This is a genomic window from Spongiactinospora sp. 9N601, from assembly GCF_044326295.1.
Lineage (GTDB): Bacteria > Actinomycetota > Actinomycetes > Streptosporangiales > Streptosporangiaceae > Spongiactinospora > Spongiactinospora gelatinilytica.
In genome coordinates, this window is the sequence record NZ_JBIRBB010000003.1 from 373,107 (window position 1) to 389,888 (window position 16,782).

Consider the following 16,782-nt stretch of genomic DNA (forward strand, 5'->3'; position numbering starts at 1 on the left):
GCACAACCTGCGGGCGCTGCACAGCGAGATCGACGACCTGCTGGACTTCTTGAAGGAGTCGGACCTCGTCACCGACTTCACCGACGCGTTCACCACGGTCGCGACCATGGAGGCGACCCCGCGCGAGGTGATCCGCAAACGGCTGCTGGTGCTGCACGCACCCGGCGCGAACGTGGGAATCAAACGGGTCGCCGCCGGTGGCCGCCATGGCAACGGCACCGCGTGCGCGTCGGACTCCAAGAAGTCCGGATCATGGTCATCGAACCTGATGACCGAGTACCACGCCCGGTACGGCGGCCCCGGCGTCGTGATCCATTGGCACGTCGACCGGAAATCGGTGTGCGTCCACTCCCGGCTTCGTTCCTGCAACGCCTCCGAGGTCGCCGCGTTGATGGAGGGCGTGCCCCGCACTGCACGGATGCCACCATCGACCGCCAGTACACCGACAGCCATGGCCAGTCCTTGGTGGGGTTCGCGTTCTCCTACGCCGATGAGCGGCGTGACCGTTGGGTGCCGATCAAGCGCGATGGGAGAATGCGAGCGCGGGCAGGACACCTGCTCGTTCGCGTTCATGGGCGCATGTCAGGTCGTAGAGAGGAGCCGGGTGGCTGCTTCCATCGATCTGGACTACCCGTTCGCCGACCGGTGGCTGGTCCAGAACAGCCCCGCCGATCGGGTGCCCAGCCATGGCACCACTCTGTTCGCCACGTCCTATGCGATCGACTTCGTGCCCGTCGGCGACACCGGGCGCACGGCGCCGATCACGTTCGGCTCTCTCGTGCGCCCGGAACCACCCGAGAAGTTCCCCGGCTTCGGACGCCCGATCCTGGCGCCCATCGCGGGTGTCATCTTGGCCGTGCATGATACCGAGCTCGACCACCCGGCGTATCGCGGCCTGCCCTCGATCGGCTACGCCCTGACTCAGCGCCGACGAACCGCCGCAGGCTGGGCGGCACTCGCCGGAAACCATGTGCTGATCGAGCACGCGGATGTCGTGGTCGCCCTCTGCCACCTCCAACGCGGCAGCGTCGAGGTTCGACCGGGGCAACAAGTGCGCGTCGGCGACGTGCTCGGCCGCTGCGGGAACTCCGGCAACAGCACCGAGCCCCACGTCCACGTCCAAGCGATCGACAACCGCGACGTCGAGCACGCCAACGCGGTGCCCGTGACGTTCAGAGGATCACTACCGCGCAACGGCGAGGTCGTCACCGCGCAGCAGCCGCGCCGGCACAACCAGTGAAGTCCTCGGGGGGGTCATCACGCATGGGAGAAAGGGACAGTCGTGCCGCTGACCTCGGCACAGCAGCCGGCGCGGGCATGACCTTCTTTGCCGATGTGCTCCCGCACGCGGCGCGGCACAGGCCGCCGCGATCCGGGCGGCCATGCGTCCGACGCGACAGAACCACTGCGGGCGGCCATGGAACAGGAACGCCGCTCCGCCCAGCCCGACCCTGCGCTGGCGGGTCGAGCCTGACCAGTGAAAACGCCAGGGCAGGCGAGCTTCACCCCGCACTGTGCCCGTTTTGGGGTGTTTTGTCGCCCGGTTATGCGGCCCCGATGTATGACCATGCACTCCGTGTGGCAATCAGCCGAACCTCGTGTACTCATTGACCACGGCTATCCTCCGCACCTCCTGTTCGGTCACGCCCCTGGCGCCGCTCAGGTCCGCATCACGGAGGTACGCACCGCCCAGGTCCGCGCCGCTCAGTTCCGCGCGGCGCAAGTCCGCGCCGCGCAGGTCTGCGTCACGTAGGTTCGCGCGGCTCAGGTCCGCGTCGCGTAGGTCCACACCGTCCAGGTCCGCGCCGCTCAGGTCTGCGTCACGCAGGTATGTGCCGCGCAGGTACGTGCCGCGTAGGTCTGCGCCGCTCAAGTACGCGCCGGCCAGGTCCGCGTGGGGGAAACGCACCCTGGAGAAGTCCGCACGCGAGGCGGGGTCCCCTTTCGCGCTGCGGGGGGACAGGGCAGGGGCGATGGCCAAGGCGGCGAGCACATCGGCTCCCGGCCGGGCACCCGTCCTCGACTTCGACACCGAGATCCGGCGGGTGATCTGCTCGACCAACGCGATCGAGTCGGTCAACGCCCGGATCCGGCGGGCGGTGAAGGCCCGCGGCCACTTCCCGAACGAGCAGGCCGCGCTGAAGTGCGTCTACATGGTGATCATGAGCTTGGATCCGACCGGGAAGGGCCGCAAACGCTGGGTCATCCGCTGGAATGCCGCGTTGAACGCCTTCGCCAACTAATCAAGATCGAGATACATCATTAACTCCAGGTGTGGAAATGGTCGCCAAACGTAGGTGGAACCGTAGAACGATCATGTCCATCCGGGGAGACACGATCATGTCCACGACACGGGGCCCACGGCCGCCGGCCGAGGTGTCCATGGGGTGCGTGGATGGCCGAGCCGGTCATGATGCGGCCCGCCGAGGCCCGCGGAGGCCAGACCCCGGCGAGGGCGGTCGGGCCGTCTCATGAGCGGGGCTCGACCCGCTGGTCGGCCGTGTCGAAGAAGTGCAGGTGGTCGCGACGGATGTGCAGGGGCATCGGATCGGTGACCGGGTCGTCGGCGTGTACCCGGGCGCGGAGCGGCTGGCCTTTGTGGGCGAAGTGGACCAGCCGCTCCCTGCCGAGGAGCTCGGTCACCGTCGGCGTCCCGCCGAGGTCGATGTCGCCGGGCCCGCCCGGCGGGCCCGGCCGGATGTCCTCGGCCCGGAATCCGATGGTCAGGTCCCGTCCCGTGAGCCCGCGCTCACGGAGCACGGCTTCGGATACGAGCCCGGACGGGAGCATGTTCATCGCTCCGAGAAACCGTGCCACGTAGCCGGTCCGCGGCTTCCTGAACACCGCCTCCGGCTCCCCGGCCTGCTCGACCGCGCCGTCGCGCAGCACGACCAGGCGGTCGGCGAGGCTGAGCGCCTCGGCCTGGTCGTGCGTGACGTACACGATGGTCATGTTGATCTCTCGCTGGAGCGCGAGCAGCTCGGTCCGCATACGTGTACGCAGCTCGGCGTCGAGCGCGGAGAACGGCTCGTCCATGAGGACCACACCGGGGCGGCGGACGAGCGCCCGCCCGATGCCGACGCGCTGCCGCTGACCGCCGGACAGTTCGCCCGGCCTGCGTCCGAGGAGATGGGTGACATCGAGCAGCTCGGCGGCCTCGTGTACCCGGCGCCGCCGTTCCGCTCTCGGCACGCGGGCCATCCGCAGGGGGAACTCGATGTTCTTGTACGCGGTCTTGTCCGGATAGAGCGCCGAGCCCTGGAAGACCATGGCGACCCCCCGTGACAGCGGGGATCCGCGGGTCACGTCGGCGTCGCCGATGTGGATCGTGCCATCGGTGACGTCGCTCAGCCCGGCGATCGAGCGCAGCAGCGTCGTCTTGCCGCACCCGGAGGCCCCCAGCAGCACGCTGATCTTTCCGGCGGGGAAGAAGAGGCTGACGTCGCGCAGCGCCTCCGTGCCGTCCGGGTAGACCTTGCGGATCGCCCGGCATTCGACCGAGTTCCCGGCCATCGCCGGCGGGTTCGTGGCCGGCTCGGCGCCAGCCGTGCGAGATGTCATTTGATCAGCTCGCTGACCGTCGCGGCCGCCTCGTCGAGCGCGGCCCGCGGCGTCCGGTCACCGGCTATGGCACCGTTGATCTGGTCGGTCATGCTCTTGGCGATCTCGACGTTGTGCGTGCCGGGGAACTGGTACCAGGGGACCAGATGAGCCATCTGGTCCCATGCCGGCTTGGCCAGCGGGTTTCGTTCGAGGTACCCGCCCAGATATCGGGGGTCGGTCGCGGCCTTCTTGTTGATCGGGGCGAATCCGCTGGCGTTCACGAGGTTCGTGACGCCGCGGGGGCCGACCAGCTCCTTGATGACGGTCCACTGGTCCTGGAGCCGGGCCCGGTCGGCGGTGAAGGTCGCGATGGCGGCGCCCCCGGCGACCGCCCTGCGCGTGCCGCCGTCGGGGATCGGGAACGGCGCGCTGCGGACGTCGAACGTGACCTGTGCGCGCAGAGTGGCGCTGTAGGAGGACGACTGCAGCACCATGCCGGCGTCGCCCCGGGTGAACGCGTCGCCGGCCTGCTGGTTGGGCAACGTACGCCCGTGGCCGCGGCGCCGCAGATCAGCCCAGAACGTCACGATCGAGGCGCCCGCCGAGGAGTTGAACGCGACCTGGGTCTCTTCGGGGTTCATGAAGCCGCCGCCGCCGGACCCGAGGAAGTTCTGGAAGCCGTAGGAGCCGATGTGGTCGGAGCGGATGACGACGCCGTTGGGCGCGGACCGCGATGACTTGATGGCCGCGGCGGCCTCGCGCAGCTCCGAGAACGTCCGAGGCGGTTCGTCGGGGTCGAGTCCCGCCTTCCGGAACACGTCGGCGTTGTAGTAGAGGGTGTAGGTCGAAACGCCGTAGGGGATCCCGTACACGGTTCCGTCGAAGCGGCCGAGGTCGAGCAGCCGGGGGTAGAAGTCCGCCAGGTCGAAGGACCGGTCGCCGGAGATCAGCGGGTCCAGCGGGGTGGCCCGCTTGGCGTCCGCGTAGGTGCGCAGCGAGTTCAACCCGGTGATGACCAGGTCGGGCACGCGCCCAGCGATCAGGTCGTTCTGCACGCGCTGGTCGACTCCCGTGTATGAGGTATCGCCCACCTTGATCAACCGGACCTTGATTCCGGTGCGGTCGGTGAAGCCCCGGTCCAGGGTCCGCTCCACACTTGTGATCAGTTGCGGGAAGTTCGGGAGGATGATCTCGACCTCGCGTGCGCTGGAGGCGACGCGCTCGGTGCCGGGCGTGCAGGCGGTGAGCGCCGCGGTGAGGAGGAGGGTCGCGAAGACACGGCGGCCCGGACGGGTGATGAGCATGGGACGACTCCCTGAAAGGGCGAAGCGGAGGATCAGTCGAGCGAGGTGGTCAACGCCAGCCCTCTGAGGAACCGGCGCTGGCAGCAGAGGAAAACGATCATGAGAGGGGTGACGGCCATCGCAGCCGCGGCCATCTGCGGCCCGTACTCGGCCCCGCTCTCGTTGGCGGCGAACCGGGCGACCCCGAACGGCACGGTCGCGTAGACGTCCGTGCGCAGGATGACCGACGGCCAGAACAGGTCGTTCCAGTGGTGGGTGACGCTGAACACGCCGAACGCGAGGATCGCGGGCCGGACGTTGGGCAGGACGACGCGCCAGACCATGCCGACGGGGCCGACCCCGTCCATGCGGGCGGCGTCGAAGACGTTCTGCGGGATCGACAGAATGAACTGACGGAACAGGTAGACACCGAACGCCGAGGCGCCGAAGGGGATGACGAGCCCTACGAGGGTGTCGCCGAGACCGGCCCGCGACAGCCCCACGTACACCGGGATCGCGGTGATCTGGCCGGGTACGACGAGGCAGCAGAGCACGAGGGCGCGTACGGCGCCGCCGCCGCGCAGCCGCAGCCGCGCCAGCGCGTAACCGGCCGGGAGCGCGGTCGCCACCTGCAGGAGCAGGATCAGGCCGGTGACGAGCACACTGTTGAGGTAATAGCGGGGCCAGTCCGCGCCGCTCCACGCGACACGGAAGTTCTCCAAGGTCGGGGTGAAGCCGAGCCCGAGCCCCTGCACCTCGTGCGGCGGTGCGAACGCGGCCCGCAGCATCACGTAGAACGGCACCAGCACGATGACCGCCCCGGCAAGCAGCGTCGCGTACGCGGCCCACCGGCCGGGCGCGAGGCCGCTCACCGGGCACCCGCCAGTTCCCAGCGCCTGCCGACGACCCGCACCTGCGCGACGATGGTCAGCAGCACCAGGGCGAGCAGCACCACGTTGACAACGGACGCGCCGCCGAGGTCCGAGAAGCCGATGCCGCGCTGCCACATCAGATACGCCAGAGTGGTGCTGGCGCCGTGCGGGTCCCCCTGCGTCATCACGGCGACCTGGTCGAACACCCGGAGCGAGTCACGGGTCGTTGTGATCAGCGCGAAGACGGTGGCCGGGCCGATCGCGGGCCAGGTCACCGTCCAGAACCGGTGCCACGGCCCGGCGCCGTCGAGGGTCGCCGCCTCCAGCAGAGCGCGGGGCACGCCGCTCAGGGCGGCCAAGAACATGATCATCGTCGATCCCACCCCCTGCCAGCAGCCGACGACCGCGACGGCGGGCAGCGCGAGCGACGTCGAGTTGAGCCAGTCGTGCACGCCGAGGACACGTCCGATGGAGGAGTCGATGATCCCGGTTTCCGGGTAGAACATCCATCGCCACACGACCGACATCCCGGCGAGCGTCGCCGCCACGGGCAGGAAGTACGCTGTGCGCAGGAGCCCGCGGCCCCTGGCGACGGTGTTGATGCCGAGCGCCAGCAGCAGTCCGACCAGCATGATGGGAAGGACGGTCATCGCCGCGTACGCGAGCGTGTGCAGCGCCGCGGGCAGCAGTTCGGAGCCGGTCAGCAGGCGCAGGAAATTGTCCGTCCCGACCGGTTCGAGCGCCCCGGTCAGCGGATCGTAGGAGAAGAAGCCGAGCGCGACGACCAGCACGACCGGTATCACGACGGCGACGACCAGCCCGATCACGGCAGGCGCGACGAGCAGCCGTTCAACGCGGCCGTGGGGCGCGGACCGGAGCACCGGCCCTCGCTCCGGACGCTGCGCGCCGGGCCGGCCCGCTGGTTCCGGTGACGTGCGGGCGAGTAGGTGCATGACCGAGTTCCTAGGTGTGAGGTGCGGAACGCCAGAGATGGCGGGCCGGGGCCCCCATCTGGTGGTGGGCCCAGGGGCACGCGGAGTGGACGCCGGTACGCGTGAACGGCGCGGCGGGCGGACGGATCGGCGACGGTAGGGAAGGGTGCGACGGCGGATACGCGGTCATGGCGGCTCTGCGGCCGGTCAGTCCAGTGCGATCGCGTTCGGTAGTTCGGCGATTCCGCTGATGATGGCGGCGTGCGGCACCCGGCGGAGTTCATCTTCGTCGTGGGCGCCGCCGAGGACGCCGATCGCGGCCGGGACTCCGGCACGGTAGGCGGCGAGCAGGTCGTTGCGCGTGTCGCCGGCCACCAGGGTGGACCGCACGCCGGTGGCCTCCAGCCGCGCGGCGGCGGCCCAGACGAGATCGGGGTAGGGGCGGCCCCTGCCCACGTCCTCGGGGGACAGCACGAGGTCGGCGAACCCGGACCAGCCGAGCTCCTCCAGCACCAGGTCGCGTATCTCGCGAGGGAAACCGGTGATGAGCGCGATCTTGATGCCATGGGCGCGCAGCCTGCCGAACACCGATGGGGCGCCGGGTTTGGCCGTGACGGTGCCGGAACGGACGGCCTCCACGACGGCGCGGACGAACTCCTCGTAGGCGGCACGAGCCCGGATCGCGTCGGGGACGATCAGCTCGAACATCCGCTGCTTCGGCATACCCCGCAGCTCGCGCAGCCGCGCGGGGGCGGGCGGGACGCCGACCGACCGAAGCGCCCGCTCGACGGCCGCGGGTACACTGCCGTTCTCCTCGACGGTGGTGCCCGCCATGTCGAGGACGGCGACCTTGACTCCCTCATCCTCCAGGTGAACGCGCACGCCTACCTCCATGCCTAGGCGGAGTGCTCGTCACTGATGCGGGACATCAGGTCGAGCGCCGATTTCGAGTACCTGCCGCGCCGTACCGCGACGCCGACGAGCAGGGCGTCGAACACGGCCAGATGGGTCGACCGGCTGGTCAGCGCCTCCAGTTGCAGGCCCTGGTCCGGGCCGCCCGCCACCAGTGCGAAGTCGGAGACCTCCACCAGGGGAGACGCCGCGAAACTGGTGATCGAGATGAGCGCCGCGCCGGCCCTGGCCGCCTCCCGCGCCGTCGTGATCGTCTCCACGGTCCGCCCCGTGTGGCTGAACAGCAATGCCACGTCGCCGCTGGACAGCCGGGTCGCGGCGAGGTGCTGCTCGATCGCGCCCTGCGGTGCGATCGCCCAGTAGCCGAGGGCGGACAGGCGGTAGGCGGCGTCCTGCGCGGGACTGGCCGACGCGCCGTTGCCGACGACGAGGATCCGCGAGGCGAACATCGTCTTTTCGATCGCGCCCTCAAGGGCCGGGGCATCGACGGTCTCCACCGCGTCGCGCAGCGTCTGGGCAGTGGCGAAGAGGATGCGGCGGACCAGTTGGGCCGCGCTCGTCTCTACGCCGATGCCCGCCGAGTGCACCACCTGCTCGTCGCGCAGGGCGATGTCCTTGGCGAGAGCCAGCTTGAGGTCCTGGAAGCCGGTGAAGCCGGCGCTCTGACACGCTCGCACCACCGTTGACGTCGCCGTCCCGATCTCGGCCGCGATCTCGGCGAGCGAGGAGTCGACGACCTGGTCAGGTCGTGCCAGAACGTACGCGAGGACCCGCGCCTCTGAGCTGTTCAGCGTGTTGCCGCAGGATTTGACCCGGGAGTAGACCTGACCGGACCGGAGGGCCCTCGGGTCGGCGCCGTCCGCCGGCTTCTGGTCTATCGCCATGGCACGACCACCACCCCGTCGTCGTCGGCCCACAGGTGCGAGCCGGGAATGAACGTCACGCCACCGAACCGTACGGGCCGGCCGACGACGCCCGCACCGGTCTTGGCCGGCTGACGGGGGTGTGATCCCAGGGCCATGATCCCGAAAGGCATACCGGCGAGCCAGCGCACATAGCGGATGGGGCCGTTGACGATGATCCCCGACCAGCCGTGTTCGAGCGCGAGCTCGACGTGGGTGGGCCCGCTGATCGCGCACCGTGTGGTGGCGTGGGCGTCGATCACCAGCACCCGGCCCTCTCCCGCGCCTTCCAGTACCCGCCGGACGAGGGCGTTGTCGTCATCGACCTCGACCGTCTCAACCGTCCCGCCGAACTCGCGGACCGCCCCGAAATGGGTCATCTGAACACTCAATACCTGGACATCACGTATCCGCGCGTCGGCGAGATCGCCCGTCTTGGACGGACCCGGAGGCCCCGTCCCGCCACGGCCGTCCTGCGTGCCCGTCCAGTCGCTCGCGCTCATTCAGAATCCGACTCCCGGCCAGCACCGCCCGTTCAACCGCTTGAGATCACGATGCCGCTCGCCGAGGATCGCCTTCCGCCCGTGCAGCACCCTCCGGTTGTCGAGGAAGACGACCTCGCCGGGTACCAGGCGGTGGACCAACCACCAGCGTTCGTCGTGGATCTCCGAGGAGAGCCGCTCGAAAGCCGCCACATGCGCGTCGCTGGGCCGGTTCATCTCCCGCATCCCGGCGCGGACGGCCTCGTCGCGGAACCTCAGTGCGTGCCGGCGGCCGGTGCGGTCGCGCTCCTCCACCGTGAGCAGGGGCGCGGTGATCGCGAAGTCCCGCTTCGGCACGTTGAAGATCGGGAACTCCGGCTCTTGGAGCAGGTCGTAGCTTCGCGGATCCGAGGCCGCGAGCCACTGGGCGATCGGCTCGATCCGCACCAGCACGGATTCGCCTCCGGTCTCCGCGTCGTTGGCGACGCAGGCCAGTACCAGATAGTGAGGAGGCTCCCCGCGCGCGGACTGGTCGGTGTGCGGCATCAACGCGGTGCGCCGCTGACTGTGCGGACGCTGTCGCGGATCAGTCGCGTCGGACGGCGTCACATGATCGATGTAGCGAACCGGCCGCTCCGTCGCCGCGACCAGCCCGCCGACGAAGTGGCACATCAGCGCCAGCAGGACGTCCGAGTCCGTCGGCACCTCCCGGAGCAGCGCCAGCCCGTCGTCGAACAACGCGTTGGACACCGAAGCGAGCGCCCCGACGGCATCCGGGCACACCTCGCGCAGTACGTCCCCGGTGTCGTCGCGGCTCATCGCGGCCACGCCGGCGACGGAGTGGCCGTTCTCGACCGCCTGCGCAGCGGCTCGCAGCCCTTCGGGCGCGCGCACCACCGTCAACCCATCTGTGCTCATCACCATCCCCTTTGGACTAGAAATCCCGAAACTGCCTCTTGTTCGGAACGGTAGATCCGGCGCCGGGGCGGGTCAAGCGGGGTACACCAATCTTCTCTTGTCATCCATTACCTGGACACTTCCGGGCAATCCCGGTGACGCGGCGGCGATGCGACCACCCCTGCACCCGCATCGACGATCCTTCATTCTCCTGATCTTCGGATCGCTAATCCGAGTTCCGCCAGGACCACGAGGAGCCGGCCCCCGGGGCGGGAGGCCACCAGAGCGACTCGACGGGACCGACCGGACTCACCACCATCCGGTTCTGGCCGTCCTCGCACGTGGAAGTCGCCGGCCCAGCAGCGAGGTCGTCAAGGCCGGATGCCCGCGAGGGCACCGTTGAACCTTCCGAATGGGCTCCGAAAGCCCTCGGGACGCGCTTCAGCGCAGGGCTTCGGCAAGCGCTTCGGCCAGGACTCGTCGACCGGCATGCTCCCCGCCGTTCCCCGGCTGCCGCGAACGCAACGCCGCCGTAGGCGCGCCGCCACAGCCCGCCCCCACCAGGTCGGGTTCAAACTCTCCGACGACGAACACGCCGATGTGAGCACGGCCACCGAACCAACCGGGCCGGCGGTCGGCGCCTACGCCGCGCAGGTCGTCACCGTGGCCGCCCGCCAGGAACCGCTCGTGCTGCCGGTCGCCGACCGCGACCGCATCGCCGAACTCATCCAGGCGCGCGCCGAACTCGCCCGCGCCGCCGCGCTCCTTACCGCCGCCGAACGGGACGCGGTGCTCCCCGTCTTGACCCGGGCCGCTCGCCGTATCGAATAAGCGCCGATGCCATCGCCCGCCATCCCACAAGAGCACGCAAGGCAGGCGGGACAAAGACCGCGTGATCGCCAAGGCCCATCCCGGGCCTGGTTCCCGCCTCCGCAAACTGCTGCAGGAACTGTACGGCCCCGGCACCAGCCGCTACGAACAGCGGACCGGCCCGCACCTGATCGCCGCCTGGGACCCGTTCGAGGCCGACCCGGCCACCGGCGCCGCCACCATCGGCGAACTCGCCGCCCACTTCGACCGCTACGCCGGTACGTATGGCACTGCTCGGCGTTGACCGCGCGCCATGCCCGCGTGCTCACCGACGACGAATGGGCCTGGATCGCCGCCCACCTGATGCACGCCGCGGGCATCGCCCCGATCGACGACCTGGAGGCGTGCCGCTGGATCGCCCTGCGGCACGCCCGCGACCACATCCACCTGGTGGCCACCCTCGCCCGGCAAGACGGCCGGCGGCCGAATCTGAACGGCAACTGGAACCGGATGCGGAGCACCTGCGACTGGATCGAAGCCCGACTCGGGCTGAGCCGCACACGTGTGCACGACTGAACCGTGAGGCCTCGCTGCGGTCCCCGGTCTGATCGCGGACAACTTGTCGGCGTTCGACATTCAGGTCATCCTCGGACCCGGAGCACAGCTTTCCGGACGGCAATGCGGTGGCCTTCAACGCCTCGCACAAGGTATCGGCCCCGGAGGCTTTGCGTGCTCGCCGGCCCATAAACCGCCGGATTAGCAGGGTGGCCGCATATCGCGAGGTAGACGACCGGTCCTGCTGCTCCGATGTACGGACTCGATGGCGTGTTCTCGGTCGTGGCGCCGATATCGCGTGGTACGGGGCAGCGGCCGGCCCCGGCCGTCCGCGGTATGGCATCGGCGATCATCTTGTGACCTGCCGCACGCCCCAATGCGCGGATGGCGTGCGGTCGATGGCACGCGGTAGGTTCGGATCTCACCGGCCCACGCCCCGTCGGCGTGCCAACGATTCCTCCGAAGGGCGCGTCTCACCTTTATGGGAGTACTGTCTCGCGCGACCGCCGCAGCCGTCGCCCTTCTCGTCGCCATGGGGCCGGCCGCCGCCGGCGCTGTGGCGCCCGCCGGTCAGTGGAGTGTCGTGTATAACGACCGCCGTGACTCCTACGACGCGGTGACGGTGACGCCTGGTGGGGCGGTCTGGGTCGCCGGGACGAGGCGCCCGGGTGGCGTCGAGTCGTTCCTGTTGAGGGGTGGCCGGTCCGCGTTCAAGCGGGTCACCGGGCCGGGGTTCCGGGTGAAGCGGCTGGCGTCGGCGTCCGACACCAGGGTCTGGGCGTTCGGCGCGTCGCGGTACGCCCGGTGGGACGGCAGGCGGTGGCAGGTCAAGCGATGGGTCCACGGCCGGGTCGATCGGGCGTACTCCATCGGCGAGAACCTTTGGGTCATCGAGAACTCCAACGCGTTCCCGCCGGCCGGTAAGGCCGGGTGGAAGGCGCGGTCCACGCTGCGGCGGCTGACCGGGTCGGTGTGGCGCAAGGTCCCCACGCCGATCGTGGTCAAAGGACTCGACGGCGCGTGGGCGGCGGGCTCGGTACGGGGCAAGGCGGCTCTGGCCCGCTGGACCGGCAAGACCTGGCGCGCGGTCGCCCTTCCCGCGATCCCGTCCGCACACGCGGGCCAGATCTCGGAACTGACGGATGTCGCGGTCGACGGTGAGACCGGCCGGGTGATGGCCGTCGGCTGGGCCGCCTGGCCGTGCGGCGGCGCGAAACGGTCCTTCTGCGGTGAGACCTTGCTGCTGTCCGGCCATCTGGGCAGCTTCGGCTTCGAGGTCCGTGGTGAACCGGGCATCCAGCCGCGCGCCCAGGCGGAGCCCGACGGCAGAGGCGGGGCCTGGGTCGTCTACGACGCCAAGGGCGGAGGCAGCCGCTTTCTGCACATCGGCCCCGGCAGCGTCGAGCCGGGCGCTTTTCCGGCTCCACCGAACCAGCGCGCGTCCGTCCGTGACCTCGCCATCCAGTTGGAGAGCGGCGGTTCCGTCTGGGCGGTCGGCGCGGCATCTCCGGGTGGCAGTGGCACGATCTGGGCCCACCGCCGCTGAGCTGAGCCGGGCGGGCCGAACGTACGCTGCTTCGCGCGTACCGTCGTCATGCCCATATGAACAAGGCCACCGCCCTATTGCTGGAAGGGCTGCCGGTGGCGAGGGCGGGCCTGCCCGGGATGCCCCGCTCAGGTCCACCGATGGGCGGGCGGGGGCGTGTCGGCTTGCCGGAGGCAGGGGGGATGGCGTCGATGTGCGCTCAGGGAGAGATCCCCCTTTTTGTGCCTTGGGGGCTCTTGAGGCGCCTTGGGATCGGTCTGGGGCGGCGTGATTGGATCGCCCGCATGGACCATGGGGCTTTGGTGCTACTTGTGGCGGCTTTGGCGGTCTTTGTCGGGTCGATTGTGCAGGGCGGAGTGGGCTTCGGGCTTGGCCTGGTGGCCGCGCCCGTGGTGACGATCATGGCGCCCGAGGTGGTACCCGGGGCCCTGCATGTGGTGAACCTCACGCTGGCGCTGTTCACCGTGGCGCTGGAGTGGCGCAAAGTGGACTGGCGGGGCGTGGGCTGGGGGGTCGTCGGGCGGTTGCCCGGTAGTGCGCTGGGGGCGATCGTCGTCGGTTACCTGTCGGCGAGCACGCTGGGCCTGTCCGTCGGCGCGATGGTACTGATCGCCGTGCTGCTCACCTGGCGGGCCGCCGAGGTGCCGCGCAACGCGGGCACGGTCGCCGCGGCCGGCCTGGTGTCCGGTGTCGCCGGTACCGCGACCGGCATCGGCGGGCCGCCGATGGCGCTGGTCTTCCAGAGTGCCAGGGGCCCGCAGATCCGGGCGACGCTGGCGATGTTCTTCGCGCTGGGCGCGGCGCAGTCGCTGTTCTTCCTGTGGTGGGCGGGCGAGCTGACCCCGCACTCGCTGCGTTTCGGCGCGCTGCTGGTCCCGTGCATGGTCGCCGGGTTCCTGGCGTCCGGCCCGCTGCGCCGCTTCCTGGACCGGGGGCGGGTGCGGGCGAGCGTACTCGTGCTGGCGGCGGTGTCGGCGCTCGCGTTGATCGCCCAGAGTCTCTTCGGCTGAACGTGAAAAGGCGCACGGCCGCGCCCGGGGGCGCGGCCGTGCGGTGGGTCGGTGGAACAGTTGGTCAGGCGACGCGTCCCGAGGACACGGCCCAGGTGTTGCAGCCCCCCGGGCCACCCGAGTCGAACCCCCGCTGCGCCCAGAACGCCTGGCTGTAGCCCTTGCCGTGGTCGTTCGTCGGCCAGGCCTTGTGGCCGTTCTTGCGGGTCCAGTCGTTCATGCTGCGCCACTCGGACGAGTTGACCGGGAGCGAGCTTTGCACGCTGCGCAGGAACGCCGATGCCATGCAGTCGGCCTGAAGCTCGAAGCGCCGCGACAGCAGCAGCTTGGCGGACCCACGAGCCCGGTTGTGCGTGGGGAAGTAGTAATTCGGTCCGATCTTGCTGACCGTCTGCACGTGGTGGGCGTACTCGTGCGCCATGAACTGGGCCGAGCCCAGCTCGAACGCGTCACGGACGACCTTCCGGGTCACCCCGATGTACATGGTCTTGTTGGCGGAACAGTAGTAGCCGCCGGCCCCCGTCGGCCACCTTCCGCACGGGCTGCTCACCTTGCCGGTGACGAAGCGCAGCCGCGGCTTGGCGAACGGCAGGCGCGCCTTGCGGAACTGGCGTGCCCACGCGTTGTTCAGGCAGGTGTTGACCTTGGTCATGAACCTGCGGTACGACGCCGCGCTACCGGAGCGGATCTGCCCCGCCGAGCAGTTGGACACGCTGATGCGCCCGGTGCGGTAGAGCGGGTTGTGCGTGGCGGCGCGCTTGCCGTACGGCACCGCCGCGGCCGCCTGGGTGTGCTGCGCCTTACTGGCCTCCTTGACCGCGGCCGGCGCGGCGGGTGCCGACGCCTGAGCGGTGCCCGTTCCGAAGAGCGCGAGCACCGTGGCCGCTGCGGCTAGGGTCGAGAGTTTCCTGATGGGGAGGGTGTTCATAATGATGCAGAGATTAGACCAATCCGTCGTATATCGGTGCAGTTTCGGCATCCTTTGAAGGATTCGGCTGAGGCGTCGGACAAGCGAACTAGACTCGTCCTAATGGCGGCGAGGGCGAACAGAGGGGATGGTTCCGTGGGCGAGCGGCCTGGACTCCTGAAGACCATCGAGGGGCCTGGCGACCTCAAGGAAGTGGAGGTGGCTGACCTGCCCCGGCTCGCCGAGGAGATCCGTGACCTTCTGATCAACTCGGTGGCCGAGTCGAAGGCCGGCGGTCATCTCGGCCCCAACCTCGGGGTGGTGGAGCTCACGATCGCCCTGCACCGGGTGTTCGACTCCCCGCACGACAAGGTGCTGTGGGACACCGGGCACCAGGCGTACGTCCACAAGATGCTCACCGGCCGCGCCGACGCCTTCGGCTCGCTGCGCCAGGAGGGCGGTCTTTCCGGCTACCCGAGCCAGGAGGAGTCCGAGCACGACCTCATCGAAAACTCGCACGCCTCCACCGCGCTGTCCTACGCCGACGGGCTGGCCAAGGCGTTCCGGCTGCGCGGCGAGGCCGAGCGCACGGTCGTGGCGGTGATCGGCGACGGCGCGCTCACCGGCGGCATGGCCTGGGAGGCGCTGAACAACATCGCCGCCGAGCGCGACCTGCCGCTGATCATCGTGGTCAACGACAACGGCAGGTCCTACTCACCGACCATCGGCGGCCTGGCCAGGCACCTGGCCTCGCTGCGGATGACCCAGGGTTACGAGCACGCGCTGGAGTTCGTCAAGGACTCCCTGGCCAAGGTGCCGGTCCTCGGCTCGCCCTTCTACGAGACCCTGCACGGCGTCAAGAAGGGCCTGAAGGACATCCTGGCCCCGCAGGCGATGTTCGAAGACCTCGGGCTGAAGTACGTCGGGCCGATCGACGGCCACGACGAGCAGGGCGTGGAGACCGCGCTGCGCAAGGCGCGCGGCTTCCGCGGCCCGGTCATCGTGCACGTGATCACCCACAAGGGGCACGGCTACAGCCCCGCCGAAAACCACGACGAGGACTGCTTCCACGCCCCGCAGCCCTTCGACCCGGCCACCGGCGAGGAGCGGCCCCGGGCGCGCGGCTGGACCGACGTGTTCAGCGAGGAGATCGTCCGCATCGGCGGCGAGCGCCCCGACATCGTGGCCATCACCGCGGCCATGCTGCACCCGGTGGGCCTCGCCGCGTTCGCCGAGGCCTACCCCGACCGCATCCACGACGTGGGCATCGCCGAGCAGCACGCGCTGACCTCCGCCGCCGGGCTGGCCCTGGGCGGCCTGCACCCGGTGGTCGCCGTCTACTCCACCTTCCTCAACCGCGCCTTCGACCAGTTGCTGCTCGACGTCGCGCTGCACCGGCTGCCGGTCACCGTGGTGCTCGACCGGGCCGGTGTCACCGGCGACGACGGGCCGAGCCACAACGGCATGTGGGACATGTCGATCCTGCAGGTGGTCCCGGGGCTGAGGCTGGCCGCGCCGCGCGACGGCGCGCGGCTGCGTGAGCTGCTGGCCGAGGCGGTCGAGGTGTCCGACGGCCCGACCGTGGTTCGTTATCCCAAGGGGCCGGTCGCCGCCGACATCGAGGCGGTCGGCAAGCTCGGCGAGATGGACGTGCTGCGCGCCGCCGACCCCGACGTGCTGCTGGTGGCGGTCGGCTGCATGGCCGAGACCTGTATGGAGGCCGCCCGCCTGCTCGACGCCCAGGGCATCTCCGCCACGGTCGTCGACCCCCGCTGGGTCATGCCGCTGGACGACGCGCTGCCGCTGGCCGCCGCCGCGCACAAGCTGGTCGCGGTGGTGGAGGACAACGGCCGGGTGGGCGCGGTCGGCGACACGGTGGCCCGCGCGCTGCGCGACGCCGACGTCGATGTGCCGGTCCGCACGTTCGGTGTCCCGCAGACCTTCCTCGCCCACGCCAAGCGCGCCAAGATCCTCACCGAGGCCGGGCTGACCGCCCAGGGCCTGGCGCGCGAGATCACCGAGGCGGTGGCCAAGCGCAGCCCGGTGCTCACCCCGCACACCACCCGCTAGCCCGTCGTGCCCGCCCGGTCCCACCAGGGCCGGGCGGAACACACCTCGCGCGAATGATGAC

Annotated in this window: 17 protein-coding genes and 1 pseudogene; 8 read left to right on the forward strand and 10 right to left on the reverse strand. The window is 70.1% G+C overall.

Annotated elements, in window-relative coordinates:
• Positions 1 to 49: 49 nt before the first annotated feature.
• The gene (locus tag ACH34R_RS08655) at positions 50 to 1,240 is read left to right on the forward strand and encodes a Tn3 family transposase (RefSeq protein WP_397560756.1); all 1,191 of its coding nucleotides are present in this window, start codon (positions 50 to 52) and stop codon (positions 1,238 to 1,240) included.
• 345 nt (positions 1,241 to 1,585) lie between these two features.
• Here ACH34R_RS08655 and ACH34R_RS08660 read toward each other — a convergent pair whose 3' ends face one another.
• The gene (locus ACH34R_RS08660; RefSeq protein ID WP_397560757.1) at positions 1,586 to 1,909 is read right to left on the reverse strand and encodes a pentapeptide repeat-containing protein; all 324 of its coding nucleotides are present in this window, start codon (positions 1,907 to 1,909) and stop codon (positions 1,586 to 1,588) included.
• Between the two features lie 103 nt (positions 1,910 to 2,012).
• On the opposite strand from ACH34R_RS08660, the pseudogene ACH34R_RS08665 reads away from it, so the two are divergent.
• Positions 2,013 to 2,243: pseudogene (locus ACH34R_RS08665) on the forward strand (transposase); the annotation flags it as partial.
• A gap of 226 nt (positions 2,244 to 2,469) precedes the next feature.
• On the opposite strand, the gene ACH34R_RS08670 reads toward ACH34R_RS08665, so the two are convergent.
• The 8 genes from ACH34R_RS08670 to ACH34R_RS08705 form a co-directional block, all read right to left on the reverse strand.
• Positions 2,470 to 3,513 carry an ABC transporter ATP-binding protein gene (locus ACH34R_RS08670; protein WP_397560758.1) on the reverse strand — a complete coding sequence of 348 codons (1,044 nt, stop codon included), beginning with the start codon at positions 3,511 to 3,513 and terminating at the stop codon, positions 2,470 to 2,472.
• Between the two features lie 44 nt (positions 3,514 to 3,557).
• On the reverse strand, positions 3,558 to 4,847 hold the full coding sequence (locus ACH34R_RS08675) for an ABC transporter substrate-binding protein (protein ID WP_397560759.1): 1,290 nt from the start codon (positions 4,845 to 4,847) through the stop codon (positions 3,558 to 3,560).
• A gap of 32 nt (positions 4,848 to 4,879) precedes the next feature.
• The gene (locus ACH34R_RS08680) at positions 4,880 to 5,698 is read right to left on the reverse strand and encodes a carbohydrate ABC transporter permease (RefSeq protein ID WP_397560760.1); all 819 of its coding nucleotides are present in this window, start codon (positions 5,696 to 5,698) and stop codon (positions 4,880 to 4,882) included.
• A complete protein-coding gene (locus ACH34R_RS08685) occupies positions 5,695 to 6,651 on the reverse strand; it encodes a carbohydrate ABC transporter permease (protein WP_397560761.1) in 957 nt (318 codons plus the stop codon). The genes ACH34R_RS08680 and ACH34R_RS08685 overlap by 4 nt, the downstream gene beginning before the upstream one ends.
• Positions 6,652 to 6,837: 186 nt before the next feature.
• The gene (locus ACH34R_RS08690) at positions 6,838 to 7,512 is read right to left on the reverse strand and encodes an HAD family hydrolase (RefSeq protein ID WP_397560762.1); all 675 of its coding nucleotides are present in this window, start codon (positions 7,510 to 7,512) and stop codon (positions 6,838 to 6,840) included.
• Between the two features lie 14 nt (positions 7,513 to 7,526).
• Complete coding sequence (locus ACH34R_RS08695; RefSeq protein ID WP_397560763.1) at positions 7,527 to 8,426, reverse strand: MurR/RpiR family transcriptional regulator; 900 nt, start codon at positions 8,424 to 8,426, stop codon at positions 7,527 to 7,529.
• Positions 8,417 to 8,947: a ribonuclease E activity regulator RraA gene (gene rraA / locus ACH34R_RS08700; RefSeq protein WP_397560764.1), complete on the reverse strand. Its 531-nt coding sequence runs from the start codon at positions 8,945 to 8,947 to the stop codon at positions 8,417 to 8,419. The genes ACH34R_RS08695 and rraA overlap by 10 nt, the downstream gene beginning before the upstream one ends.
• Positions 8,948 to 9,844, reverse strand: a complete 897-nt coding sequence (locus ACH34R_RS08705) for a TauD/TfdA family dioxygenase (protein WP_397560765.1) — start codon at positions 9,842 to 9,844, stop codon at positions 8,948 to 8,950.
• A gap of 468 nt (positions 9,845 to 10,312) precedes the next feature.
• Between ACH34R_RS08705 and ACH34R_RS08710 the strand changes: the two genes are divergently transcribed.
• From ACH34R_RS08710 to ACH34R_RS08730, 5 genes are all read left to right on the forward strand, one after another.
• Positions 10,313 to 10,654 (forward strand): hypothetical protein, encoded by a 342-nt coding sequence (locus ACH34R_RS08710; RefSeq protein WP_397560766.1) that lies wholly within the window; start codon positions 10,313 to 10,315, stop codon positions 10,652 to 10,654.
• A 61-nt stretch (positions 10,655 to 10,715) separates the two neighbouring features.
• Positions 10,716 to 10,937 carry a hypothetical protein gene (locus ACH34R_RS08715; protein ID WP_397560767.1) on the forward strand — a complete coding sequence of 74 codons (222 nt, stop codon included), beginning with the start codon at positions 10,716 to 10,718 and terminating at the stop codon, positions 10,935 to 10,937.
• Positions 10,934 to 11,209 (forward strand): hypothetical protein, encoded by a 276-nt coding sequence (locus ACH34R_RS08720; RefSeq protein WP_397560768.1) that lies wholly within the window; start codon positions 10,934 to 10,936, stop codon positions 11,207 to 11,209. Before ACH34R_RS08715 ends, ACH34R_RS08720 begins: the two co-directional genes overlap by 4 nt.
• A gap of 562 nt (positions 11,210 to 11,771) precedes the next feature.
• A complete protein-coding gene (locus tag ACH34R_RS08725) occupies positions 11,772 to 12,734 on the forward strand; it encodes a hypothetical protein (RefSeq protein ID WP_397560769.1) in 963 nt (320 codons plus the stop codon).
• A gap of 284 nt (positions 12,735 to 13,018) precedes the next feature.
• The gene (locus ACH34R_RS08730; RefSeq protein ID WP_397560770.1) at positions 13,019 to 13,744 is read left to right on the forward strand and encodes a TSUP family transporter; all 726 of its coding nucleotides are present in this window, start codon (positions 13,019 to 13,021) and stop codon (positions 13,742 to 13,744) included.
• A gap of 64 nt (positions 13,745 to 13,808) precedes the next feature.
• Here ACH34R_RS08730 and ACH34R_RS08735 read toward each other — a convergent pair whose 3' ends face one another.
• Entirely contained in the window at positions 13,809 to 14,672 is an 864-nt protein-coding gene (locus tag ACH34R_RS08735) for a neutral zinc metallopeptidase (protein WP_158558330.1), read from the reverse strand.
• Positions 14,673 to 14,774: 102 nt separating this feature from the next.
• On the opposite strand from ACH34R_RS08735, the gene dxs reads away from it, so the two are divergent.
• Positions 14,775 to 16,721 carry a 1-deoxy-D-xylulose-5-phosphate synthase gene (gene dxs, locus ACH34R_RS08740; RefSeq protein ID WP_397560771.1) on the forward strand — a complete coding sequence of 649 codons (1,947 nt, stop codon included), beginning with the start codon at positions 14,775 to 14,777 and terminating at the stop codon, positions 16,719 to 16,721.
• The last annotated feature ends 61 nt before the right edge of the window (positions 16,722 to 16,782 follow it).

Excerpts from the sequence above, each read along its gene's own strand:
- ACH34R_RS08670 (WP_397560758.1), bottom strand. The coding sequence starts at position 3,513 with ATGGCCGGGAACTCGGTCGAATGCCGGGCGATCCGCAAGGTCTACCCG.
- ACH34R_RS08675 (WP_397560759.1), bottom strand. The coding sequence starts at position 4,847 with ATGCTCATCACCCGTCCGGGCCGCCGTGTCTTCGCGACCCTCCTCCTC.
- ACH34R_RS08685 (WP_397560761.1), bottom strand. The coding sequence starts at position 6,651 with ATGCACCTACTCGCCCGCACGTCACCGGAACCAGCGGGCCGGCCCGGC.
- ACH34R_RS08695 (WP_397560763.1), bottom strand. The coding sequence starts at position 8,426 with ATGGCGATAGACCAGAAGCCGGCGGACGGCGCCGACCCGAGGGCCCTC.
- rraA (WP_397560764.1), bottom strand. The coding sequence starts at position 8,947 with ATGAGCGCGAGCGACTGGACGGGCACGCAGGACGGCCGTGGCGGGACG.
- ACH34R_RS08705 (WP_397560765.1), bottom strand. The coding sequence starts at position 9,844 with ATGAGCACAGATGGGTTGACGGTGGTGCGCGCGCCCGAAGGGCTGCGA.
- ACH34R_RS08710 (WP_397560766.1), top strand. The coding sequence starts at position 10,313 with ATGCTCCCCGCCGTTCCCCGGCTGCCGCGAACGCAACGCCGCCGTAGG.
- ACH34R_RS08730 (WP_397560770.1), top strand. The coding sequence starts at position 13,019 with ATGGACCATGGGGCTTTGGTGCTACTTGTGGCGGCTTTGGCGGTCTTT.
- ACH34R_RS08735 (WP_158558330.1), bottom strand. The coding sequence starts at position 14,672 with ATGAACACCCTCCCCATCAGGAAACTCTCGACCCTAGCCGCAGCGGCC.
- dxs (WP_397560771.1), top strand. The coding sequence starts at position 14,775 with ATGGCGGCGAGGGCGAACAGAGGGGATGGTTCCGTGGGCGAGCGGCCT.